The organism is Solirubrobacter pauli (assembly GCF_003633755.1).
Lineage (GTDB): Bacteria > Actinomycetota > Thermoleophilia > Solirubrobacterales > Solirubrobacteraceae > Solirubrobacter > Solirubrobacter pauli.
Genome location: NZ_RBIL01000002.1, coordinates 1,325,877 through 1,350,169 on the forward strand (window position 1 = coordinate 1,325,877; position 24,293 = coordinate 1,350,169).

The 24,293-nt window shown below is 72.7% G+C and carries 17 protein-coding genes; 9 read left to right on the plus strand and 8 right to left on the minus strand.

Annotated elements, in window-relative coordinates; all coding sequences use genetic code 11:
* The first annotated feature begins 47 nt into the window (after positions 1-47).
* From C8N24_RS25905 to C8N24_RS25935, 7 genes are all read left to right on the plus strand, one after another.
* Complete coding sequence (locus C8N24_RS25905) at positions 48-1,217, plus strand: four-carbon acid sugar kinase family protein (protein ID WP_211340150.1); 1,170 nt, start codon at positions 48-50, stop codon at positions 1,215-1,217.
* On the plus strand, positions 1,218-2,042 hold the full coding sequence (locus C8N24_RS25910; protein WP_121255590.1) for a class II fructose-bisphosphate aldolase: 825 nt from the start codon (positions 1,218-1,220) through the stop codon (positions 2,040-2,042).
* 251 nt (positions 2,043-2,293) lie between these two features.
* The gene (locus tag C8N24_RS25915) at positions 2,294-3,151 is read left to right on the plus strand and encodes a PucR family transcriptional regulator (protein WP_121255592.1); all 858 of its coding nucleotides are present in this window, start codon (positions 2,294-2,296) and stop codon (positions 3,149-3,151) included.
* Positions 3,152-3,290: 139 nt separating this feature from the next.
* Positions 3,291-4,601: a proline dehydrogenase family protein gene (locus C8N24_RS25920; protein ID WP_170179424.1), complete on the plus strand. Its 1,311-nt coding sequence runs from the start codon at positions 3,291-3,293 to the stop codon at positions 4,599-4,601.
* Complete coding sequence (locus C8N24_RS25925; RefSeq protein ID WP_121255596.1) at positions 4,601-6,145, plus strand: aldehyde dehydrogenase family protein; 1,545 nt, start codon at positions 4,601-4,603, stop codon at positions 6,143-6,145. Before C8N24_RS25920 ends, C8N24_RS25925 begins: the two co-directional genes overlap by 1 nt.
* A 175-nt stretch (positions 6,146-6,320) precedes the next feature.
* Positions 6,321-9,074: a M14 family metallopeptidase gene (locus C8N24_RS25930; RefSeq protein ID WP_245972042.1), complete on the plus strand. Its 2,754-nt coding sequence runs from the start codon at positions 6,321-6,323 to the stop codon at positions 9,072-9,074.
* A gap of 54 nt (positions 9,075-9,128) precedes the next feature.
* Positions 9,129-9,965 carry a hypothetical protein gene (locus tag C8N24_RS25935; protein WP_121255600.1) on the plus strand — a complete coding sequence of 279 codons (837 nt, stop codon included), beginning with the start codon at positions 9,129-9,131 and terminating at the stop codon, positions 9,963-9,965.
* On the opposite strand, the gene C8N24_RS25940 is transcribed toward C8N24_RS25935, so the two are convergent.
* From C8N24_RS25940 to C8N24_RS25965, 6 genes are read right to left on the minus strand one after another with little or no spacing between them, the layout of a single operon-like run.
* On the minus strand, positions 9,962-10,348 hold the full coding sequence (locus C8N24_RS25940) for a VOC family protein (protein ID WP_121255602.1): 387 nt from the start codon (positions 10,346-10,348) through the stop codon (positions 9,962-9,964). The two genes, C8N24_RS25935 and C8N24_RS25940, sit on opposite strands and share 4 nt — an antisense overlap.
* Positions 10,345-10,617, minus strand: a complete 273-nt coding sequence (locus C8N24_RS25945) for an ArsR/SmtB family transcription factor (protein ID WP_121255604.1) — start codon at positions 10,615-10,617, stop codon at positions 10,345-10,347. The genes C8N24_RS25940 and C8N24_RS25945 overlap by 4 nt, the downstream gene beginning before the upstream one ends.
* A gap of 41 nt (positions 10,618-10,658) precedes the next feature.
* A complete protein-coding gene (locus C8N24_RS25950; RefSeq protein WP_121255606.1) occupies positions 10,659-11,258 on the minus strand; it encodes a LutC/YkgG family protein in 600 nt (199 codons plus the stop codon).
* On the minus strand, positions 11,239-12,615 hold the full coding sequence (locus C8N24_RS25955; RefSeq protein ID WP_121255608.1) for a lactate utilization protein B: 1,377 nt from the start codon (positions 12,613-12,615) through the stop codon (positions 11,239-11,241). Before C8N24_RS25955 ends, C8N24_RS25950 begins: the two co-directional genes overlap by 20 nt.
* Positions 12,612-13,292 (minus strand): (Fe-S)-binding protein, encoded by a 681-nt coding sequence (locus tag C8N24_RS25960; protein WP_121258019.1) that lies wholly within the window; start codon positions 13,290-13,292, stop codon positions 12,612-12,614. The genes C8N24_RS25955 and C8N24_RS25960 overlap by 4 nt, the downstream gene beginning before the upstream one ends.
* Before the next feature lie 24 nt (positions 13,293-13,316).
* Entirely contained in the window at positions 13,317-13,952 is a 636-nt protein-coding gene (locus tag C8N24_RS25965; protein ID WP_147447994.1) for a TetR/AcrR family transcriptional regulator, read from the minus strand.
* Between the two features lie 146 nt (positions 13,953-14,098).
* Here C8N24_RS25965 and C8N24_RS25970 point away from each other — a divergent pair, with 146 nt between their 5' ends.
* Both C8N24_RS25970 and C8N24_RS25975 read left to right on the plus strand, forming a co-directional pair.
* Positions 14,099-16,315: an MMPL family transporter gene (locus tag C8N24_RS25970; protein ID WP_121255612.1), complete on the plus strand. Its 2,217-nt coding sequence runs from the start codon at positions 14,099-14,101 to the stop codon at positions 16,313-16,315.
* Positions 16,315-17,079, plus strand: coding sequence for a phosphatase PAP2 family protein (locus C8N24_RS25975; protein ID WP_147447995.1), 765 nt, complete (start codon positions 16,315-16,317; stop codon positions 17,077-17,079). Before C8N24_RS25970 ends, C8N24_RS25975 begins: the two co-directional genes overlap by 1 nt.
* On the opposite strand, the gene C8N24_RS25980 is transcribed toward C8N24_RS25975, so the two are convergent.
* Positions 16,984-19,812: an ATP-binding protein gene (locus tag C8N24_RS25980; RefSeq protein WP_121255616.1), complete on the minus strand. Its 2,829-nt coding sequence runs from the start codon at positions 19,810-19,812 to the stop codon at positions 16,984-16,986. The genes C8N24_RS25975 and C8N24_RS25980 overlap by 96 nt on opposite strands.
* A gap of 33 nt (positions 19,813-19,845) precedes the next feature.
* Positions 19,846-24,210 carry a PKD domain-containing protein gene (locus C8N24_RS25985; protein WP_121255618.1) on the minus strand — a complete coding sequence of 1,455 codons (4,365 nt, stop codon included), beginning with the start codon at positions 24,208-24,210 and terminating at the stop codon, positions 19,846-19,848.
* Positions 24,211-24,293: the final 83 nt, after the last annotated feature.

Genomic DNA, 24,293 nt, shown 5'->3' on the forward strand with positions numbered 1-24,293 from the left:
CTAAAGCCGTGGCGCGCACGGCGTCGCGCCCGGGTAGGTTGCAGGCCGTGATCGCGGTCCTCGACGACGACCCGACCGGCTCGCAGACCGTCCACGGCGCGATGATCGTCACCGCGCTCGACGAGCTCGCCGACGCGCCGTTGACCTTCTACCTGACCAACACGCGGTCGCTCCCGGAGCCCGAGGCGGTCGAGCGGACGTACGATCTGGCCCGCCGCCTGTTCGAGCACGACCCGGCGGTCGAGCTGATCAGCCGCAGCGACTCCACCCTGCGCGGGCACGTGGTCGCGGAGGTCGAGGCGATCGACCGGGCGCGGCGCGACGTGCTCGGGGACGGCTACGACGGCGTGCTGCTGATCCCCGCGTTCTTCGAGGCGGGCCGCTTCACGCGCGGCGACGTGCACTACGCGGGCGATACGCCGGTCGGCGAGACGGAGTTCGCGCAGGACACGACGTTCGGCTTCAGCGCGTCCAACCTCGTCGACTTCGTCGCCGAGAAGGGCGGCGGCGAGGCGTGGAGCTTCGACGCCGACCGCCTGCCCGAAGCGCGCGACGGCCAGTGGATCGTGGTCAACGCCGAGTCCTACGCGGACCTCGACGCGGTCGTGCACGGCGTGCGCGCCAGCGGCCGCACGTTCCTGTACCGCACCGGGCCGTCGTTCCCGCGTGCGCTGGCGGGGCTGGAGGAGCGCCCGCCGCTGGCCGGGATCCCGCGCCGGGAAGGCCACGGGCTCGTGGTCGTCGGGTCGCACGTCGGGCTCACCAGCCGCCAGGTCGCGGCCGCGCAGGAGCGCTGTGGGCTGATCGAGGTCGAGCTGGACGTCACCGACCTCGACCCGGCCGGCGTGGGGGAGCAGGTGGCGGACGCGCTGCGCACCGGCGACGTCCTGCTCTACACGAGCCGCGAGCGCGTCGACGGCGACCTGTCCTTCTCGCGCCGCGTGTCGGAGGCGGTGACGGCGGTCGTGCGCCGCGCGTTGCGTGCCCGGCCGGGCTGGCTGATCGCCAAGGGCGGCATCACCTCGCACGACGTCGCCGTGCACGGGCTCGGCCTGCGCCGCGCTGAGGTCCTCGGCCAGCTGCTGCCCGGCATGATCTCCGTCTTGCAGCCGATCGACGCGGACCCGGACGCGCTCGGCATGCCGTACGTGGTGTTCGCCGGCAACGTGGGAGACGAAGGGACCTTGGCCGAGATCGTGGAGCGGGTGCGGAGCTAGATGCTGGCGACGGGGACAGCGCTGCTGGCGCGCGACGGCGCGGCCGTGGCGGCGATCACGACGTACACGCTGGAGTCCACCCGCGCGATCGTGCTCGCGGCCGAGCGGCTCGGCCGCCCCGTGATCCTGCAGGCGGGTGCGAGCTCGTTCGGCGCCGTCGGCCGCGAGCCGCTCGCCGCCGCGGCGCTCGCGTCGGCCCGCGCCGCATCGGTCCCGGTCGGCGTCCACCTCGACCACTGCCGCAGCGTCGAGGAGATCGAGGCGTGCATCGAGCTCGGCTACAGCTCGGTCATGATCGACGGCTCGCACGAGGACTTCGAGGCCAACGTCGCGGTCACGCGGCGGGTCGTGGAGCGGGCGCACGAAGCGGGCGTGTGGGTGGAGGCCGAGCTGGGCGCGCTCGCCGGCGACGAGGACGTTTCCAGCGACACCGACCACGAGGACGGCGCGATGACCGATCCCGCGCAGGCGGCCGAGTTCGTCGAGCGCACGGGCGTCGACGCGCTCGCCGTGGCGATCGGCAACGTGCACGGCTTCACGCCGCGGCCCGTCCGCCTCGATCTGGACCACCTGGCGAAGATCGCGGCGGCGACGCCGGTCCCGCTCGTGCTGCACGGAGCGTCCGGCCTGCCCGACGAGGACCTGCTGGGCGCGGTCGAGCGCGGCGTCGTGAAGGTCAACGTGAACGCCGAGCTGCGGCGCGCGCACATCGGCGCGCTGACCGCCGACGTCGGCGACGACGTGCGCAAGCTCCAGCAGCTCGCGATCGACGCGATGACCGCCGTCGCCGCCGAGAAGATCGAGCTGCTCGCGCGGCGGTCGTAGGCTTCCCCCGCATCGCGGACCTGCAGGACATCGTCGACGATCTCGAAGCGGAGCTGCTGCGACCGATCTCGGTCGAGGACCGCCGCTGGCGGCTGCTCGCCCACAGCGCGCAGCCCGACGAGACCGATCCCGTCCGCCGCAGCTCGATCCTGACCCGCGAGACCGCGCCCGAGGTCGCCGCCTGGCTCGAGGGGCTCGGCCTCCAGCGGGCGCGCGAGCTCGTCGACCTGCCGGAGAACCCGGCGCTCGGGATGACCCAGCGCGCGGTGCTGCCGATCCGCCACGGCGACGTCCTCCTCGGCTTCCTCTGGGTGATCGTCGGCGAGCGCGAGCTGACCGACGACGACCGCGCCGCGATCACCCGCGGCGGCGCCCAGGTGGCCGACAACCTGTGGGGCCGCCTGCGCGAGATCGACGAGCGTCGCGGCCGCATCAACGCGCTGCTCGGCCGCGCCCTGGCCGGCGAGGACGTGGCCGCCGACCTGGCCGCGACCCTGCGCTGGCCGCCGACCGGCTCGTTCGCCGTGGCCGTCTCCCGCGGCGGTGACGAGGTCCCCGAGCGCCTGCGGCGCCGCCGCGGCGCGGCCGACTACGCCTGGCTCGCCGACGAGGACCGCGTGGTGATCCTCGCCCGCGACCCCACGGCGACGCTCGCCGACGAGCTCGCGACCGCCGGCGCCACCGGCGGCCTCTGCACGTTCACCGCGCTGTCCGGTCTCACGGAAGCGCTTCGCCACGCCGAGATCGCGGCGTTGTGCGCCCGTGCCGAGCCCGCGCTCGGGCCGGTCGCGGCGTGGGGACGGCTCGGCAGCTGGGGCATCGTCGCGGACCTGTGGACCTCGGCGGGGCGGCCGCTGCCGGTCTCGCCGCTGCTCGGCCTCACGACCCATCGTCGCGCCGACCAGCTGTTCGAGGCGCTCACCGCCTTCCTCGACACCGGCGGGGACGTCGCGGCGGCGGCCAAGGCGCTCCACCTGCACCGCGCGTCGCTCTACCGGCGCATCCAGCGCATCGAGGAGGCCACCGGCCTCGACTTCTCCCGCGGCGACGACCTCCTCACCGCGCACCTCGGCCTTCGCCTGCTCCGCCTCTACGAAGCGCGTTCCTGAAGAGGGACTGTCCCTCTTCAGCGACAGCTGTCGCGTGAAGGGGTCAGACCCCGACGCGCGACAGCTGTCGCGTGTTGCTCGGTGAAGACGCGACGGCGGGTACCCAATGCGCATGGGCGAGAAGGCGACGATTCCCGGTATGGCCGCAACGACCCAAGAGCGCCCGCTGGACCTGGAGCGCCCCATCAAGGAGATCGGGACCGATCTCGCCGCGCGGATGCCGCGCCCGCGGCTCGTCTCGACCGCTCGGGTCGAGCAGCGCATGACCGAGCTGCTGATGAAGGACCCGGCGCTGCGCGCGGCGCTGTTCCGCTTCGTCGACGTGCGCCCCGCGTGCGCGACGCCCGCCGACCTCATCCGCCACCTGCACGAGTTCCTCGCGGACGCCGAGTCCAAGACCGCCCAGCGCGCGACCGGCATCACCGGCCGCCCGCTCGCCCGCCGTCCGCTCGCGGCGGTGGCCGGTGCTGGCGTCAAGCGGATGGCGCAGCAGTTCATCGTGGGGGAGGACGCCAAGGACGCGCTCCCCGAGATCACGAAGCTGTGGCGGGGCGGGGTCGAGACGACCGTCGACCTGCTCGGCGAGGCGACCGTCTCCGAGACCGAGGCCGACGTCTACATGCGGCGCTGCGAGGAGACCCTCCGCGCGCTGGCCGGCGCCGCCACCAAGCCCGGCCAGGTGAACCTCTCGGTCAAGGTCTCCGCGCTCACGCCGCTGCTGCGCCCGACCGCGCCCGAGCGCGGCATCGAGGGCGCGCGCCCGCGGCTCGAGCACCTGCTGCGCGTGGCCAAGGAGGTCGGCGCGCACCTGCACGTCGACATGGAGTCGTTCGACACGCGCGAGGCGATCACCGCGCTCACGCTCGACCTGCTCTCCCAGCCGGAGTTCGCCGACGGCCCGAGCGCGGGCATCGTGCTCCAGGCCTACCTCGTCGACTCGCCCGAGCACCTCGACGAGCTGCTCGCGTGGGCCGAGCGCACGCCCCGCACGCACCCGTTCGTGATCCGCCTGGTCAAAGGCGCGTACTGGGACCATGAAGTGGTCCAGGCCGCGCAGAACGGCTGGGCGCCGCCGGTGTTCACCGACCGCCGCGAGTGCGACCGCAACTTCGAGGCGCTCAGCCGGCGCCTGATCGACGCCACGCCGACGGTCAAGGTCGCGATCGCCAGCCACAACCTGCGGTCGATCTCGCACGCGGCGGCGTACGCGGACGCGCGCGGCGTCGGCAACGACGACCTCGAGTTCCAGATCCTCCGCGGCCTCGGCGACGACACGCAGGCCGCGATCGCCGCGACCGGCCGCCAGGTGCGCGCGTACTGCCCGGTCGGCGACCTCGTCGCGGGCATGGCCTACCTCGTGCGCCGCCTGCTCGAGAACACCGCCAACGACTCCTTCCTCGCCGCCCACGCCAGCGGCACCGACACCGCCGAGCTCCTCGAGGCCCCGTGATGAACACCTTCCGCAACGAGCCCCTCCTCGAGCTGCGCCGCGGCACCGTCCGCGACGAGGCCCTCGCCGCGCTGAGCGCCCTCGACGCCAAGCTCCCGCTCGACGTGCCGATGTTGATCGGCGAGGACGTCGTGCACGGCCAGGTGTTCGCGTCCGTGGACCCGAGCGCCCCCGCCACGGTGGTCGCGAACGCGCACGCCGCGACCGCCCAGCACGTCGCCGACGCCATCACGGCCGCCGAGCGTGGGCAGCGCACGTGGTCCCAGCGCCCGGCGAGTGAGCGCGCCGCCGCCCTGTCGCGCGCCGCCGGCATCCTGCGCAGCCGCCGCTTCGAGCTCGCCGCGCTCGCCGTCCGCGAGGCCGGCAAGCCCTGGGCCGAGGCCGACGGCGACGTGGCCGAGGCGATCGACTTCCTCGAGTACTACGCCCAGGGCGCGCTCGCGCTCGACGGCGGCCGTCCCCTGATCCAGATGCCGGGCGAGCGCAACGCGATGCGCTACGTCGCCCGCGGCATCACCGGCGTGATCGCGCCGTGGAACTTCCCGCTGGCGATCGCCGCCGGGATGGTCTCCGCCGCGCTCGCGACCGGCAACGCGGTGATCCTCAAGCCGGCCGAGCAGGCGCCCGCGTGCGCGAAGGCCGTCGTCGACGCGCTGCACGCCGGCGGCGTCCCGCTCGAGGCGCTCAGCTTCCTTCCGGGCGGTGACGAGCCCGGCAAGGCGCTCGTCGCCGACCCGCGCATCCACACGATCGTCTTCACCGGCTCCTGCGCCGCGGGCCTGAACATCCTGCAGACGGCCAACACGTTCGTCCCCGGCCAGCGGCACATCAAGAAGGTCATCGCCGAGATGGGCGGCAAGAACGCCGTCATCGTCGACTCCGACGCCGATCTCGACGACGTCGTCCCCGGGCTGCTGAAGTCGGCGTTCGCGTTCGGCGGCCAGAAGTGCTCGGCGGCCTCGCGCGCGCTGATCCACAAGGCCGTCGCCGACGAGCTGGCCGAGCGCCTCGCGGGCGCGATCAGCACGCTCCGCGTCGGCCCCGCCGCGGACTTCGCCACCGACGTCCCGCCGGTGATCGACATCGCCGCCCAGCAGCGCATCCAGGGCTACATCGACAGCGCGAAGCCACTCGCCCAGGGCGACTCGCGCGACGACGGCTTCTACGTCGCCCCGACGCTGTTCCAGGGCCTGCCGACCGACCACAAGGTCATCCAGGAGGAGATCTTCGGCCCGGTCCTGTCGCTGGAGACGGTCGAGAGCGTCGAGCACGCCTGCGAGCTCGTCGACCAGTCCGCGTTCGCCCTCACCGGCGGCCTCTTCAGCCGCTCCCCGCGCACGATCGAGTACGTCACCGAGCGCACGCCGGTCGGCAACCTCTACGTCAACCGTGAGATCACCGGCGCGATGGTCGGCCGCCAGCCGTTCGGCGGCGGGCGCCTCTCCGGCACCGGCCCCAAGGCGGGCGGCCCGGACTACCTGCTGCAGTTCGTCGAGGCCCGCGCAGTGAGCGAGAACACCGTGCGCCACGGCCTCGTCGTATAGCCCGATCGGTCCGCGCGGCATGTTCGCGCGGTAACCGATTATTGACCTTTGATGAGAGCCGGACATATGATCCGGCTCGTCGGGCCCTAGACGTTCGGAGGGGGGCGGGCTCGACCAATTGGGGGCTAATCGGGGATGGGGGGCAGGAATGGCGCGTACGCGCAGCCGTTTGCTGGTGCTTGCCGCGTTGTCGGCGGGCGTGTTGGGCGGGAGCGCTCCGGCGTTCGCCAGCGGCACCGAAGACGGGACGGTGCGGGTGAAGCTCAAGGGCGCCGCGATGCTGGCGGAGGCCCAGAACCGCGGGTTCGACCTCGACCACGGGCTCGAGCGGGTGCCGGACGGCATCGAGGCCAAGATGCACCTGACGAAGGAGCAGGAGCTCGAGCTGGTCGCGCTCGGCGGCGAGATCCTCGCTCCGGGCGAGGAGTTCCAGTGGGGCTTCGCGAAGGCGCAGATCGCCGCGGCCGACACGCTGCTGCGGCCGGCGGCGCCGACGGTGCGGATCGTCCGCGCCGACTACTTCACGACGAAGGGGCAGGGGTTCCTCTACGTCGAGGCGCGCACGACGCAGGGCGCGCAGACGACGCCGCTGGTGACGATGACGCTCGAGAACGACACCGGGGCGGGCACCGCCTTCGTCGCGCCACGGGCGATGAGCCGCTTCGTCGACTCGGGCGTCTACATGTTCCACCGCAACCAGTTCAAGGTGAGCTCGCGGCCGGACCAGATCCGCGTGACGTCGAGCACGGGCGGCGTGGCGGTCGGCAAGGTCTCGGACTGGTTGTCGGACGTGACGCCGCTCACCGCGGACCCGGAGTTCAAGTACGACTTCGTGGACGGCTACAAGACGCCGCAGCAGCTCTACGGCCGCTTCGACGAGATCGCGGAGCAGTACCCGGACATCGCCGAGGTCGTGCCGTTGCCGAACAAGACGAACGGCTACCAGCGCAAGGCGCAGGCGACGATCGGCTCGACCACGGGCACCGCGGCGAGCTCCGCCGTGGTCGTGAGCTCGGCCGCCTGGGGCCATGAGGGCGGCAACGGCATCACGGTCGAGATGGTCGACCGGCCGGGCGCGAACCTCCCGCTCTCGGTGGAGGTCAGCGGCAAGGCCGTGAAGGTCAACCTGGCCAAGAACGCCGAGGGTGCGCTCGCCAGCACGGCCGCGCAGGTCGCCGAGGCGATCGAGGCCGGATCCCAGGGCCTGATCGACCGCGCGCACCCGTACCGGACGAGCACGGGCGCGGGCGTCGTGCCGGCCACGACGGCGCCGATCGTCCTCACCGACTTCCTCGACCAGAAGCGCACGGGCGCACCCGCGGGCGAGGTCCCGCGCGGCCCGTACACGATCCGGGCACTGCGGATCGGCAAGCACCGCGACGGCAGCAAGCCGGGCGTGCTGATCCAGGCGTCCGACCACGCACGTGAGTGGGTGCCGATGACGATCACGCTCGAGACCGCCGAGCGGCTCGTGCACAACTACAAGACCAACGCCGCGATCAAGGACATCCTCGACAACGTCGACGTGTTCCTGATCCCGGTCAACAACCCGGACGGCGCGAACTACTCGTTCTACAACTTCGCGTCCCAGCGTAAGAACATGACCAACCACTGCCCGGACGCGACGGCCGATCCGGGCAACCGCAACTCGTGGGGCGTCGACCTGAACCGCAACTACCGCGTCGGCTCGGGCTTCGACGGCTACGACGGCGCGTCGTCGAGCTGCACGAGCGGCACCTATCAGGGCCCGGCCGAGCTGTCGGAGCCCGAGAGCAAGAACTCGATCTGGCTCGCGGAGAACTTCCGCAACATCAAGTTCATGATGTCCGTGCACTCCAATGGCGGCCAGCTGTTCTGGCAGCCGGGCGCGTACATCGCCGACGGGCGGATCACCACGCCGCGGCCGCCGCTCGGGCACGAGTCGTTCTACTGGCAGTCGGCCAGCCGGATCCTGTCGCAGGTGCGGGCCACGCGACGCCAGACGGTCGTCACGCCGGAGAACGTCGGCGGCTCGTCCGACGTCCTGTACTCGTCCGCGGGCAACGTGCGCGAGGACATGTACTTCAACTACGGCATCTTCGCGTTCGGCTGGGAGGTCGGCGGGTCGGTCTACAACACCGAGACCGGCCAGTTCCAGGACGGCTCGTTCCAGCCCGACTGGGTCGGTTCGGAGAACCTGATCAGCGGCCACGGCGAGACGCTCGAGTACGCGAACGGCATCATCGAGATGTTCCGGATCGCCGCTGACTTCGGCCGCGACAAGGCGCCCGCGACGTCCACGCTGACGCCCGGCGGCCGCCAGTTCGACTCACCCACGGGCATGCGGTTCGAGACGAGCGAGCCGGCGACCGTCTACTACACGACGGACGGCAGCCGCCCGACCCTGCAGTCGCCGCGCTACAAGCAGACCGAGTTCCGCGAGGGCGGGGAGGAGCTGTGGATCGACAAGACCACGACTTTCAAGTGGTTCTCGGTCGACGCGGCGGGCAACGTCGAGCCGGCGGGCTATGACCCGAACAACCCGGCGACGGCGGACAGCTACCGCTCGGCCACGGTGCAGATCGGCGAGAACGGCACCGTCGGCGGAACGGTCCCGGCGACGCTGAGCCTCGTGCTCGGCACGCCGGCGCGGTTCGCGCCGTTCGTGCCCGGCGTCGAGGACGACTACACCGCGTCCACGACGGCCAAGGTCATCTCGACGGCCGGCGACGCCACGCTGTCCGTGGGCGACCCCGGCCACCTGGCCAACGGGGCGTTCTCGCTGCCCGAGCCGCTGCAGGTCCTGCTCTCGACGTCCACGTGGACGGCGCCGGTCGCGAACGACGACGTGACGATCACGTTCAAGCAGCACATCGGGCGCACCGCCCCGCTGCGGACCGGGACGTACAGCAAGACCCTGACGTTCACGTTGAGCACGACGACGCCGTAACTCCAGGGCTGCCGCCCGATTGTCGGGCGGCAGCGCAGGGAGGAGGGTGGCGTGATGAGACGCCTCCCCACGCTCACCCTCCTCCTCGGGCTGACGCTCCTCGCGCCGTCGGCCGCACACGCGAACCGCGGCTACGGCGCGTTCGAGCCCTACGAGGACCTCGCGGTCGTCCAGACCAGCGACGACGGACGCGAGCTCCGCTCGCTCACGCTGCGCGTCCAGATGGCGTGCGACGACGACCGCACGTACGGCTGGGTCGCCGACGTGAAGGCCGCCCGCGGGGCGCTCAGCCCGAGCACGCGCGGACGCAACCGGCTCGTCGTCAAGCGCGGATCGCTGCACGGGAAGCTCGTCGGTCGGTTCGGCAATCGCCGCGACTACGCCGAGTACACAGGGAGGATCGTCGTGTCCGACGTGCGCGAGGACTCCGCCCGCGTGAAGGTCTCGCTGCTGCGCACGGAGCGCCTGGACCCGTCCGACCGCTGCCGCTTCGACGGCACGCTGCGCGCCGAGCGCGACCCCGGCACGCTGTACATCGGCGCCACGGACGACGACGAGCCGGTGATCGTGCGTCGCCACGACGACGGGACCGGCGTCGAGTGGCTGTCGGGCTTCGGCACCGACTGCGACCCCGAGGGCTTCGTGCAGGGCATCCACACCGACGACCTCGGGCTGAGCCCCGACGACGACACGTTCGGCACCGAGGGGCTGGAGGCCGCCGGCACGTTCGATCCGTTCGGCACGGGCGAGTACGAGCGGTGGGTGGCGATCGGTGGCCGGCTCGAGGCCGACCGCGCCGCCGGCATCTTCCGGCTGGTCGCGAACGGCGACGGCGGCCCGGCCGAGACCTGCGACACCGCCATCCGCCGCTGGCGGGCGATCAGCTCCTAGTTGGGGGAGTGGAGCTGGATCAGGTTCCCGCAGGTGTCGTCCAGCACCGCGGTGGTGACCGGACCCATGTTCGTCGGGGCCTGCGTGAACGTGACGCCGAGCGCGGACAGCCGTTCGTGCTCGGCGTGCACGTCGTCGACCTCGAAGGACGTGAACGGGATGCCGTCCTCGACCAGCGCCGCCTTGAACGGGCCGGCGGCCGGGTGCGCGTCGGGCTCGAGCGAGATCTCCGTGCCGCCCGGCTGCTCGGGCGATCCGACCGTGAGCCACGCGTGCTCGCCCATCGGGATCTCGGTGCGCTTCTCGAAGCCGAGCACGTCGGTGTAGAACGCGAGCGCCTTCTTCTGGTCGTCGACCAGGACGCTCATCAGGGTGATCCTCACTGCCGGGGCTCCTTCCAGCGCCGGACGATCTCGTCCAGGGGCGCCGTGTCGAGGTGGTGGAACTTGTACCGGCCGTCCCTGCGCGTGTTGACCAGCCCGGCCTGCTCGAGCACCTCGAGGTGCTGGGAGACCGCCTGGCGCGACATGCCCAGGCCCTTCGCGCTCAGCCGCGCGCAGATCTCGAAGAGCGTCTGGCCGTCGCGATCGGACAGCGCGTCGAGGATCGCTCGCCGCGCCGGGGCGGAGAGGGCGTGGAAGACGTCCGTGATGCACCCAGCATAGGCAAGTGGCTACTTGCCTGTCAACGGGGTCACGCGAAGACGATCACGTCCAGCACACGTGGCCCGTGCACGCCCTCGACGCGATCGAGCTCGATGTCGGACGTCGCGCTCGGCCCGGAGACGAGCGTGATCGGGGCGTCGGGACCGAGCGCGGCGACCGCGTCCGGCACCGACGGCACGATCGAGGACGCCGCGACCAGGCAGATGTGGTGATCGGGCACGAGCGTGAGCGCCCGCCGGCCCGAGGCTGCCCCGGAGACGAGGGCGATCGTGCCCGTGTCGGCGATCGCGAGCGCGCTTCCGGTGACGACCGCGTCGAGCGCGTCCAGCTCGGCGACCGACAGCCCGTGGTCCTCGACGACGGGCATCCCGAGGTCGCGGAAGCCCACGGGCACGCCGACGCGCTTGCCCTCGCCGAGGATGGCTCGAACCGCGAACGCGACCTCGGAGTCCGCGACGCGATGGACCGTCGCCCGGTACTCGGCGACGTGCGCGCAGAACTGCTCGACGACGCCGTCGTGCGCGATCGAGCCGGCCGCCCGGTAGCCGCGCGGGATCTCCGGCACGACGGGTGACGGGCCGAGGGCGTCGCGGATGCGGGTGAGGATCTCAGCCTTCGCCGCGCTCACGCTTCCACCAGTCCCGGAACGTCTCCTTCGGCGGCTCGGGCAGGTCGCGCATCGCGGTCCAGCCGGGGATCGCGGCCTTCGCCAGCGGCCCGCGCCCGAGCCTGGCCAACCGCTGTGCGGCTTCGTAGCGCCGGCGGGTCGCGAACGCCGCCGCCATGCCCTTCATCGCGAGGGCCTCGGGGGTGAGCTTGGACTGCTCCTCGCGCACGACGCGCCCGCGCAGGTGGATGAGGATCGACGGGATGTCGATCTTGACCGGGCAGACCTCGTAGCAGGCCCCGCACAGCGTGCTCGCCCACGGGAGCGACGGCGCCGCGTCGAGCCCGCGGAGCTGCGGCGTCAGGATCGCGCCGATCGGCCCGGGGTAGACGGACTCGTACGCCTGCCCGCCGACCCGCTCGTAGACCGGGCACACGTTCAGGCACGCCGAGCAGCGGATGCAGTGCAGCGCCGCGCGCCCGACCTCGTCCTCGAGCACCTGGGTGCGCCCGCCGTCGAGCAGGATCAGGTGGAACTCCCGCGGCCCGTCATCCGGCGTCACGCCCGTCCACAGCGACGTGTACGGGTTCATCCGCTCGGCGGTCGACGAGCGCGGCAGCAGCTGCAGGAACACCTCGAGGTCCTGCCAGCTCGGCAGCACCTTCTCGATGCCCATCAGCGTGACCAGCACGCGCGGCAGCGTCAGGCACATGCGCCCGTTGCCCTCGGACTCGACGACGCCGATCGTCCCCGTCTCGGCGATCCCGAAGTTCGCCCCTGAGACCGCCATCGGCACGGTCAGGAACTTGTTGCGCAGGTGCAGCCGCGCCGCCTCCGCGATCGCCGAGGCCTCGTTCCCGAGCGACTGCCCGCGCGCGATCGTCTGCTCGAACAGGGCGCGGATCTCGGCCCGGTTGCGATGGATCGCGGGCACGAGGATGTGCGACTGCTTGTCGTCGGGGTTCAGCTGGACGATCAGCTCGGCAAGGTCGGTCTCCAGCGCGTGGATGCCCTCGGCTTCCAGCGCCTCGTTGAGCTCGATCTCGTCCGTCGCCAGCGACTTGACCTTGATGACCTCATCCGTGCCGACCCGCTTGGCGATCGACGCGACGATCGCGTTGGCCTCGGCTCCGTCGCGCGCCCAGTGCACGGTCCCGCCGGCCGCGGTGACCGCCGCCTCCAGCCGCTCCAGCTGCTCGGGCAGCGTGGCCATCGCGGATGCCTTGATCGCCTCGCCGGCGTCGCGCAACCGCTCCCAGTCGGGCAGCTCGGCCACCGCGCGCAGCCGCTTCTCGCGGATCAGCGTGGTCGCCTTGCCGATGTTCCGGCGCAGCTGCGCGTCCTGCAGCGTCTCCCGCGCGGCGGTCTTGAAGCTCATTCTTGCGCCGCCAGGATCTCGGCGATGTGCATCGTGCGCACGCCCGTGCGGCCGCGCGAGAGCGCCCCGCCGATGTGCATCAGGCACGACGTGTCGGCCGACGCGCACACCTCGGCGCGCGTGTCGAGCACGTGCCGCACCTTGTCGGAGAGCATCGCCATCGACGTGTCGGCGTTCTTGACCGCGAACGTCCCGCCGAACCCACAGCACTCACGCGCGCCCTCGAGCTCGACGAGGTCGATCCCGCGCACCTCGCGCAGCAGCCGCAGCGGCCGGTCGCCCACGTCCAGCAACCGCAGCGAGTGGCACGTGGGGTGGAACGTGACCCGGTGCGGGAACGACGCGCCCACGTCCGTCACGCCCAGCCGGTCGACCAGGAACTCGGTCAGCTCGAACACCTTGCCGCCGATCGACTCGACCCGCTCGCGGACGTGCGCGGTGCAGGACGCCGACGGGGACACGATCGCGTCGTAGCCGCCGAACACGCGCGCGAACCGCTCGTGCAGCCCCTCGGCCTCGTGCCCGTAGCCCGAGTTGACGTGCATCTGGCCGCAGCACGTCTGCTCCAGCGGGAAGTCGACCTCGCACCCGAGCCGTTCGAGCAGCGTGACGACCGCCTTGCCCGCGCCGGGGAAGAGCGTGTCGTTGAAGCACGTGATGAAGAGCGCGACCCGCACCGTGCCGCGCACACTAACGGTCGCTCAGCGCGCGGTGTCGCGCAGGGCGCGGATGCCCGCGTCCACGAACACCAGCGCCCGGTCGAGCAGCTCGAGGGCGTCCGCGGGGGAGTGCTCCTCGCAGTCGCTCTTGTCCTTCTTGAGCGAGTCGAGGACGCCGAAGATCGCAAGCGTCGCGGCCGAGGCGAGCCGGGGCTCGAGCTCGTCCGGCTCCGCGGAGAGGTCCTCGGCGATCGAGCGCGCGATGATCTCCTCGCCGCGGACGCGGTGCCCCGCGAAGTAGGCGATCAGGTGCTCGTCGTTCTGGATCACGCGACGGGCGAGCGCGGCGTGCTCGGTCTCCAGCCGCGGCAGCTCCTCGGCGAACCACCTGCGCAGCGTGTCGGCCGTGGTGCCGTCGGCGCCGCGGGCGGCGAGCATGACTTCCAGCCGGTCGAACATCTGCGAGCTGTCGGGGAAGACGAGGTCTTCCTTGGCCTGGAAGTAGGTCGAGACCGTGCGCGGCGAGACGTTGGCCGCCTCGGCGATCTCCGGGATCGTCGTGGCGGCGAAGCCCTGGCGGTCGAACAGCTCGAGCGCGGTGCGGATGATCGTGTCGCGCGTCTGGCGCTTCTTGCGCTCGCGCAGCCCTTCGCGTTCTGACTCTGCCTGGACGGCCACGACACCAGCGTAGCTCCACACCGCGACCCATGCAATTCTGCATGTCTTGCAAATTTACGTGACAAGCGAACTTGCAAGGGCTACATTGATGCACGTCTTGCGTCGTTCATGGAGCGGCGATTCCCCCTTGCACAGGAGTCATCCGGATGTCAGACGTCCTTGCGCGGTTGGCGCGCACGCTCACCCATCGATGGCGACGCAGCCTGGTCGTGGCGCTGGCGGCGCTCGTGGTGCTCGGTGCGTTCGCGGCGAACGGCGAACCGGCTTCGGACGACTTCAACGTCCCGGGCAGCGAGTCGCAGATGGCGGTCGACCTGCTGAAGGCGCACACGCCCGCGCTGGCCGGCGCCGACTCGCAGCTGGTCTTCACGGCCACCGACGGCAAGGTCTCCGATCCCGCGAACCGCGCGGCGGTCGAGTCGGCGATCGCGCGCGTCGCCAAGCTGGACGGCGTCAGCGGCGTCGTCAGCCCGTTCGACGCGGACGGGCTGATCTCGCGTGACGGCACGATCGCGCAGACCACCGTGCAGTACGACCTGCCGCCGATGGAAGCCGAGAAGGCCGACGGCGAGCGCCTGCTCGAGGCGGCCGAGTCGGCGGAGCGGCCCGGGCTCGAGGTGTCGGCGCGCGGCATGATCGTCGACCTCGCCTCCGAGCAGGAGGCGCCCGTCGGCGAGCTGGTCGGCATCGGGATCGCGATCATCCTGCTGACGCTGCTGTTCCGCTCGCTCGCGGCGATGACGGCCACGCTGTTCGGCGCGCTCGTCGGCGTCGCCTTCGGCCAGCTGGTGCTGACCGCGGTCTCGGGTCCGCTCGGGCTGCCCGCGTTCGCCGCGACGATCGCGATCATGCTCGGGCTCGGCGCGGGCATCGACTACGCGCTGCTGATCATCGGCCGCTTCCGGGAGCAGGTCGCGGCGGGGGACAGCGTGCGCGACGCGTCGGCCAAGGCGCTCGCGACGTCCGGCTCGGCCGTCGTCACGGCGGGCCTGATCGTGATGGTGGCGATCGCCGGCCTGCTCGTGATCGGCATCCCGCTGATCGGCAAGATGGGCATCGGCGCGGCGATCGGCATCGCGGCCGTCGTGGTGTCGGCGATCACGCTGCTGCCGATCCTGATCGGCGCGTTCTCCAAGCGCCTCGCGCCCAAGCGCTACGCGCACGTCGCCCCGTCGCGGCCGTTCGCCCGCTGGGGCGAGATCGTCACCGCCCGCCCGTGGCTGTCGGTCGGCGCGGGCGTGCTCGTGCTGCTCGTGCTGGCCTTCCCGGTCACGCAGCTTCGCCTCGGCCAGCCCGACGACGGCAACAAGCCGGCCGACACGACGCAGCGCGTCGCCTACGACCAGATCAGCCAGGGGTTCGGCGCGGGCGTGAACGGCCCGCTGCTGATCACGGTCGACACGCCCAAGGGCGACGCCGCGACCGCGCAGCAGCTCGAGCGGCTCCGGACCGCCATCGCCGGCACGGACGGCGTCGTCGCCGCCATGCCCGCCACGCCCAGCCAGGACGGCGAGATCGCCACCCTGACCGCCATCCCGGCGACCGCGCCGCAGGACGAGCGCACCAGCGACCTGGTCGACGAGCTGCGCGACCGCGTGATCCCGGGCGCGCTCGCGGGCACGCCGCTGAAGGCCTACGTCGGCGGCAACACGGCCGGCTTCCAGGACTTCTCGGAGAAGACCGCCGCCGGCCTGCCGGTGTTCATCGCGGTCGTGATCGGGCTGTCCGTGCTGCTGCTGATGGCCGCGTTCCGGTCGATCTGGATCCCGCTCGTCTCGGCGCTCTTCAACCTGCTGTCGATCGCCGCGTCCTACGGGATCGTCGTCGCCGTCTTCCAGCTGGGCGTCGGCGCCGACCTGCTCGGCGTGGGTAGCGACGTCCCGATCGTCTCGTTCATCCCGGTGATGATGTTCGCGATCCTCTTCGGGCTGAGCATGGACTACAACGTCTTCCTGCTCTCGCGCATCCACGAGGCGCACAACGAGGGCGACTCGCCGCGCGCGAGCGTGATCCACGGCGTCTCGCGGATCGGCAAGGTGATCCTCTACGCGGGGCTGATCATGGGCTCGGTGTTCCTGGCGTTCGTGACGCAGCCCGACGTCACCGCCAAGATGATCGGCCTGGGCCTCGGGCTCGGCGTCCTGGTCGACGTGCTGATCGTGCGCCTCGTGATCGCCCCGGCCGTCGTGCAGCTCCTCGGCGCCCGCGCCTGGTGGCTGCCGCGCTGGCTGGACCGCCTGCTGCCGAACGTCTCGCTCGAGGGGCACCTCGTCGCCAACCGCGACCCCAAGCGCGCGCCGATGGCCGGGCACCCGGACGCGGTCGAGGAGCCGGTCGAGCCGCGGGTGCCGGTGGCGGTGTGATGCTGCGCCGCCCCGGAATCCGCGAGCTCGTGGTGTTCGGGCTCGCCTACCTGCTCTACAACGCCGGCCGCTGGGCCACCAACGGCGACGTGGATCTCGCGCTGGCCAACGCGCGGTGGGTGGTCGACTTCCAGGGCGGCCTCGGCGTCGAGCACGCCGTCCAGGGCGCGCTCGACACGCCCGTGGTGCAATGGCTGCTCAGCCACGTCTACCTCGCGGCGCAGATCGTCGTGCTCCCGCTCGCGCTGCTGGCGTTCTACCGCTGGCGCCCGAGCCTGTACCGGCCGCTGCGCACGACCGTGATCGCCACCTGGATGCTCGCGCTGGTCGTCTACGCGCTGTTCCCGGTCGCTCCGCCGCGCCTCGCCGGCGTCGGGCTTGCGGACTGGGTGTCGCAGCAGTCCGCGGTCGCGCTCGCGGGCCACTCGACGCTGTTCTACAACCCGATCGCGGCCGTGCCGAGCCTGCATTGCGGGTTCGCGTTCGCGCTGGGGATCGCGGGCGCCGCGGCCACCTCCCGCCCGTGGCTGCGGGGCCTCGCGCTGCTGTGGGGCCCGCTCGTCTCGCTCTCGACGATCGCCACCGGCAACCACTACGTGTTCGACCTCGTCGCGGGGCTCGCGGTCACCGCGCTGGGCGCGGCGGTCGCGCTCACGTTCGCCGCCCGTTCAGCCGGCGAGCGCGGCGGTGAGCGCCGCCCGCGTGCGCACGCCGAGCTTCACAAAGGCACCCGCGAGGTGGCTCTCGATCGTCTTCTCGCTTAGGAACAAGGTCTCGGCGATCGCCCGGTTCGTCAGCCCGCGCGCGACGAGGCGGGCGATCTCGAGCTCACGTGCGGTCAGCGCGGCGAGCCCGGCGGCGTCGGCGCGGCCGGCACGGCCCGCCCGGTTCACGCGGCGCCCGATCTTGCGCAGCTCGCGCACGGCTTCCGCGCGCAGATGGCCGGCGGGCGCATCGATCAGCAACCCTTCGGCGGCGCGCAGCTGCTCGGCGGCGGCGTCGCGATCACCGGTGGCGGCGAGCGCCCGTCCGGCGAGGATGCGCCCGCGCGCGGACTCGACGGCGAGTTCGAGCGCGTCGGTGGTGGCGACCGAGCCGAGCGCGAGGGTGGCCGCCTGCGTCGCGTCACCCGCGTGCAGCAGGACGAGCGCCCGCGCCCGCTGCGCGAGCGCACCGGCGAGCGGCAGCTCCGCGGCGGCCTCGGCACGGGCGGCCCAGGTCTCGCCCCGCGCCGTGTCCCCGGTGAGCAGGGCCGCGCGGACGAGGACCTCGTAGCACCCGGAGCGCTGGCCCGCGAAGAAGCGCGGCAGGTCCGGTCCGCCCTGCAGCTCGAGCAGGACGTTGGTCGCGCGGTTGCCCTCGCCCGTCGCGACCAGCGCGGCGGCCAGCGCCGAGCCGCAGCCCGCGACGATCGTGGACGGCTCCAGGCCCGCGGTGAGCGCGACGGCTTCTTCGCCCGCGCGGACCGCGGCCGCCGGGTCGCCGCCCGCCTCCAGCACCGTCGCCTGCGCGAACAGCGTCCACACGAGCGACTGGGCGCTGCCCAGCGGCCGCGCGTCCTCGACGGCGCCGTCGGCGACGTCGAGCGCCTCGGCGATGCGGCCGCGTGCGAGCAGGCTGAGCGCCTCGCCGACCGCCAGCTCCAGGGCGAGCACGGCGCTGCCGGCGCGACGGGCGATCGCGGTGCCGCGAGTGAAGTGCCGCAGCGCGGCCGCGAACTCGCCCCCGAAGTACTGCGCCCAGCCGAGGAACAGCAACATCTCCAGGCGGGTGCCGAGTTGCTGGTCGCTCAAGGCGGCGATCAGCGTCGTGGCGCGCGCGCCGAGCGTGCGGGCCTCGTCGTAGTGCTCGAGCGTGTAGGCGGCCATCGCGAGGGCGGCGGTGGCGGCGGCCACCGGGATCGGCTCGGTCGCGCCGTCCAGGGCCGCACGTGCGCACACGCGCATCTCGAGCGGGTCGCCGCGCAAGGAGGCGTGCGCGGCGAGCTCGAGGTTGAGCGCGACGGCCTCCCGCGGGTCGGCGTCGATCAGCGCGCTCCGCAGCCGCGTGCGCGCGCCGTCGTGGTCACCGAGGAGGCGGTCCATCATCGCGCAAGCGCCGATCAGCTCCGTGCGCGCGGGGTGGTCCTCCGGCAACGGCGCGAGCAGCTCCAGGAAGACGCGGCGGGCATCGGCGAAGCGGCCGGAACCCGCCAGCGCACCGGCGAGCGGGCCGAGCAGCTCAAGCTCCTGCGGACCCCGCGCGAGCGTGCGCGCGACGGTGAGCCAGTGCACCGCGGTCTGCGGTGCCCGGCCGGCGACCTGCGCGGCGGCCTCGGCCAGCAGCGCCACGGCGGCCTCGTCGCCGGGCGCGGCCGACTGCTCGACGTGGTGAGCGAGCGCGACCGGGCCGGCGCCTGCGCGCTCCAGACCGGCCGCGGCCCGTGCGTGACCGGCCAGCCGCCGCCCCGGGCCGACCGTCTCGTACACGGTCCGGCGCACGATCGGATGGCGGAAGCGGAACCGGCGCACGTCGTCGGTCACGCGCACGAGGTCCGCGGCCACCAGCACGTCCAGCGCCTCCAGCGCGGTCGCGCGATCGAGCCCGGCGACCTCCGCCGCGAAGTCGATCTCGAACGGGTCGCCGACGATCGCGGCGCCGTCCAGCAGCGCGCGGGCGTCGGTGCCGAGCGGCGTGGTCTCGCTCAGGACCGCCTCGCGCACCCCTTCGGGGATCTCGCCGTAGCCGGGATCGCTCGCGCGCGCCACCGCCGGCGTGGTGGTGCGAGCGAGCTGCATCAGGTGGAACGGGTTGCCGCCGCTTTCCTCGTACAGCGTGCGCAGCGACCGGTCGTCGGCGGGACGCTCGAGCAGCCGCGACGCCTCGTCGGGCGTCAGCGGGCCGATGTGCAGCCGGCGTGAACGCCCTGCGTCAGCCGCGCGCCGCAGCTCCGGGTCCAGCGCCGAGTCGATCTGCCGGTGCCGGTGGGCGAGCGCCAGCAGCAGCCGTGACGGCGGGCGGCGCACGATCGAGGCGACCAACGCGATCGACGCCGGGTCGGCCCAGTGGAGGTCGTCGAGCGCGACCGTGAGCCCGCGCGGGGCGGCGAGCAGCGCCAGCAGCGCCCGGACGGCACGGTGCAGCTCGTGGCGCTCGACCGCCGCGCCGGACGCGTGGACCGCCAGTGCCGGGAACGTCCCGCCCAGCGCCGCGAGCTGCTCGGCGGCCAGGCCGGCCGGAGCGCCGTGCGCCGCCAGGTGCGGGTCCAGTGCGTCGATCAGCAACGCGTACGGGACGTCGCGCTCGTACTCCGAGCAGCGCGCCGTCAGCACCAGCGCCCCCGCATGCCGCGCGGAGGCGCTGAGGTGCTCGAGCAGGGTCGTCTTGCCGATCCCCGCTTCGCCGACGAGCTCGATCACCGAGACCTGCGTCGTGCGGGCGGCCTCATCCAGCACCGCGAGCTCGCTCGTCCGGCCGACGAGCGGTGTGTGGCTCGCGGCTGGCCTTGAGTCCGTCACGGTGCGGGAGGGATATTACGTCCCTCCCGCTCACTACTTCCGGTGCTTGGGCCGTTTCGTGGGCACCTTGGTCGTGAAGCGGACCGCCGGCCCCTTCACGCCGGCCTTCGTCGTGCCGGTCACCATCACGGTCAGCTTCGTCCCCGCGGCGGGGAGGGCGATCGCGGTCGTCGGGCGCTTGACCGTCCGCGTCACGTTCAGGCCCTTGCTGCTGCGGATGTCCACCTGCTGGCGATACGCCTTCCCGCGCCAGCGCAGCACGAGCTTCTTGCCCGAGCGCTTGACCGTGAGCCGCTTCGCGCCGGCCGGCCGCTGCGGAGCGGGGGCGGTGTACTTGCCGAGCTCCAGGCGAGCCGTGACGAAGCCGTCCGCGCCGTAGACGACGGCCTTGATCTCCCGCGCACCGGGCGCACCGCCGGCCGGGTGGAACGCGAGCGTGCCGCGACCGTCGGCCCTGACGGCGCCGATGCGCCCGCCGCCGCCTGCGCCGGCCTCGGTGAACTCGACGCGGCTGCCCGCCGGGAGCCCCTTGACGGTGTAGTCGAGCGTGCGGTCGTGGCCGGACCCGGTGACCTTCGCGGTCGCCGTGACCGGACGCGTGCCGTCGGCCTGGATGCCCTGCACGAGCCGCGAGGAGTCCGGCGCGGCCTCGATCGTCCAGCGGCCGCCGGCGGGCTTCTCGATCACGATCTCGGTGATGTCGAGCTTGTCGTTCTTGAGCGCGGCGAACCCCGGCAGCTGCACGGGCGCGTTGCCGGCGCCCGAGTCGAACACCTGGCCCGACGGGCCACGGAGGATCACGTGCGGAGGCGCGTCGGCGCCCTTGAACGCCATCACCGTGCCGGGCAGCCCGCTCGGGACGTCGACGGGGTCGGGCCCGGCCTGCGCGGCCTTCGCCGTCGGCTTGCCCTCGTAGCGGACGAGCCCGGCCGAGTTCCCGTGGCCGCCCGTCGGCATCGCCTTGACCACCGGCGTGCCCGCCTTGGCCGCGCTCGCCGACGTGCCCGGGGGCACGATGTCGCCGATCACCTTGTCGCCGGACAGGGCGTGCGTGATGACGACCTTGTAGTCCTTGACGTCGCAGCCGAACAGGTACAGCGTCGGGCCGTGGCCCCACATCGCGCCGGCGCCCGGTCGCCAGGTGCCCAGGAACGTCTTGAAGTACAGGCAGGCCGCGACGCCCTTGTTGGACACGAGCACGTTCGCGCCGGTCGTGAACTCCAGCGGCACGATCGTGAGCGCCGCGTGCGCCTCGGCGTTGAACTGCTTCTTGTAGTACTCGAAGTCCAGGCCGACGTTCCACTCCACCCACGGGTCCGACTTGGGGTAGCCGCCGCCGACGTCGGCCTTGAAGTGCACGTAGCCGTCGGTGGTGAACTCGGCCGCGATCTCGGCGTCGATGGCCTTGGCGATCGTCGCGTGGCCCTGGAAGAAGAACAGGTTCGGGTACGGGTTGTCGTAGCGGGCGAAGCCGAACTTCACGTCCGCGTCGATCACCTCGGCGAGGCTGAGCCCGATCGACCCGCAGAGCGCGAACGTGGGGACCGGGTAGCGCTGGAACGTCTTGTGGAACAGGTCGCCGAAGTACTGCGGGTTGGCCGTCGCGAGCTGACGCAGCTGCGGCACGTAGTAGTCAAGCGCCTTGTAGAGGTCGTACGGCGTCGTCTCGACGAGCCCGACGGTCTTCACGCACTCCTTCTTGGGCGCGACCTTGGGGCCGAAGTCGATGTGCAGGCCGAGCGACTGGATGATGATCGGCGTCGGCGTGGGCAGCGCGCCCTTGAGCTCGAGGTCGACCTCCTTGACGTGGCCGGCGACGATCACGAGGCGGCCGGCGACCTTCGTCGGGACCGGGTACGGGATCTCCGCCTCGGCCTCGATCAGCCAGCTGCCCGCGCCGTCGTAGGAGACGGTGACGGGGCCGAGGAGGATCACGCCGAGCGGGATCTGGTCGACCTTGAAGCTGAACGCGCCGAGCGCCGACGCGTTGGCCGACGGGCCGAAGACGAGGTGCTTGGGCCCACTCGGCGTCTTGCCGAGGAGCTCCGGCGGCATGCCCGGGAGCACGTCGAGGCTGGAGGAGCCGTCGGTGCCGAGCTTGACGGCGCTCAGCACCTTCAGCGGCAGGCCGCCGATACCGGCGCTGGGATCGACGACGAAGCCCACGATCGTGGTGCCGTCCAGCCCCCAGTTGATCGAGCCCTCGTGGAACGTGAAGTCGGTCTGCTGCGCCGTGCCCTCGACCCGCGCGTTCTTGGCGGTGAGCGTGAGCGAGAGCGTCTTCTTGTCGCCGCTCTTGTTGCGCTTCCACTCCAGCGTCGCCTCCGAGCTTCCGAGCGTGTCGACCTCGAGCCCGTTGACGCGGAAGTGGCCGGACGTGGTGTAGCTGGTGGTGCGCACGCCGCCCTTGTCGGTGGTCACGCCGTGGAAGCAGCCGGCACCGCCCGCGACGTCGGCGCCCTGGGTGACGATCACCGCGCGCTCGATCTTGATGACCGGGTTCTCGACGCACGGCGCGTCCTTGACGGTCACGTTCAGCTTCGCCGTGGCGGTCGCGCCCTCGTCGTCGGTGACGCGCACGCCGACGGTCGCCGGCCCCTTGTGGCCGAACGTCGTCGTCGCCAGCGGCGAGGTGCCGGCGTCGGTCTCGTAGCTGCCGTCGCCGTCGAAGTCGAACGCGTAGCGCGCGATCGTGCCGTCGGGGTCGTTGGCGCTCGCGCCGAACAGGAACGGCTTGCCCGCGACCGGCGCGGTGGTCGGATTGACGAACGCGACCTTCGGGGCCTGGTCGGCCTGGACGTGCACGGTCGCGCCCGAGACGGCGGTGAGCCCGTCCGCGTCGGTCACGCGCAGGGTCACGGCGGCCTGGGTCGGTGCCGGGTAGCTGCCGAGCACCTTCGCGCCGCTGCGCTCGAACGTCCCGTCTCCGTCGATGTCCCACTCGTACTGGGCGATCGCGCCGTCCGGGTCGGTCGAGGCCGAGGCGTCGAAGCCGACCGTCTGGCCGGGCCGGACCGCGCGCCCCGGCACCGCCTGCTCCCAGCTGAGCTTGACCGCGGCCTGCGGCGCGTGCGCATCGCCGCCGAGGCGGACGATCGCGCTCAGGTTCTGCTCGCTCGGCGTCTGGCTCGTGCCCGCCGCGAGGAGCCGGCCCTGCGGGGTGACGGCGAGGGCGGCGATCCGGTCGGGACCGCCGGTGCCGACCTGCAGGTTGGCGGCGTTCTTCGTCGCGCCGCCGGGGTTGAGGGTCTGGTCGGGCGAGCCGTCCTCGAGGTAGCCGGCGAGGCCGAACTGGGTGGTCGACCCGACGGTCATCGCGCCGCCGACGACGAAGCCGCCGGGGATCGTGACGAGCGCGGCCGGGTCCATCACGTGCGAGGGGGAGACATCCTGCGTGCGGGTGCCGCCGGTGCCGAACGAGCCGTCGAGCGCGCCTGCGGGCGTGAGCCGGGCGAGGCCGATGAGCTGCGACGTCGGCCCGGTCGCGCTCTTGACGGCCGCGAGGACGAGCGCCGTGCCGGCGTTGTCCACGCGCAGGCGCCGCCCGGTCACCTCGTAGACGGCCGAGGAAGCGCCGTTGAGGTCGGCGGCGGCGTAGCCGCTGGTGCCGTAGGTGGTGTCGAGCGCGCCGGCGGCGGTGAACCGGGCCACGGCGAGCTGGCGGCGCGGCGTGGTCACGCGGCTGCCGACCAGGTAGATGCGGCCCGCGCCGTCGAGCGCGAGGTCGCTCACCGTCGTGGGGGCGCCGCCGAGCCGGAAGGCGACCTCGCCGCCTGTGCCGAAGCCGGCGTCGCGGGCGCCGGCGGCCGTGAGCCGCACGAGCAGGCCGCGGTCGGTGCCGCTGCCGGTCGCGGTCGCGGCGACGAGGATGTGGCCGTCACCGGTGACGGCCAGGCCGCCGAGGGTCGTCTCGGGGCCGGAGGTGGTGATCAGCGTGCCGCCGGTGCCGAAGCTCGGGTCCAGATGGCCATCCGCGGTCAGCCGGGCGACGAGCAGCGAGGGTGTGCTGTCGACGGCGAGCGTCGTGCCGCCGAGCAGCACGGTGCCGTCGGGGCGGACGCTCAGCGCCGCCGGCGCGACGCCGTTCTGGGCGGAGACGACGAGCAGCCCGGGTGTGGGTTGGTCGCCGGCCCAGGTCGTGTCCAGCTCACCGGCGGCGGTGAAGCGGGCGACGGCGGCCTGGCCGGTGGGGGTGCGGCCGGCGGCCAGGAAGCGGCCGTCGGGCAGCATGGCGACGGCGGCCCAGCGGGCGCTGCCGTCGGCGGGCGAGGCGGCGAGCCCGGTGTGGGCCCACGTCGTATCGCGGTCGAACGTCCCGGCGTTCGCGGCGGGCGCGACGAGCAGGGATATGAGGAAGACGAAGAGTGCAGCGAGGAGCGCAGGGGAGGAGTGCGACATCCGGCGATCGTCCGCGACCCCGTTCTCATGAACAACGCCGCGTCCCCTGAACCACCCCCTGAACGGCGACCCTCGCCCTCCGG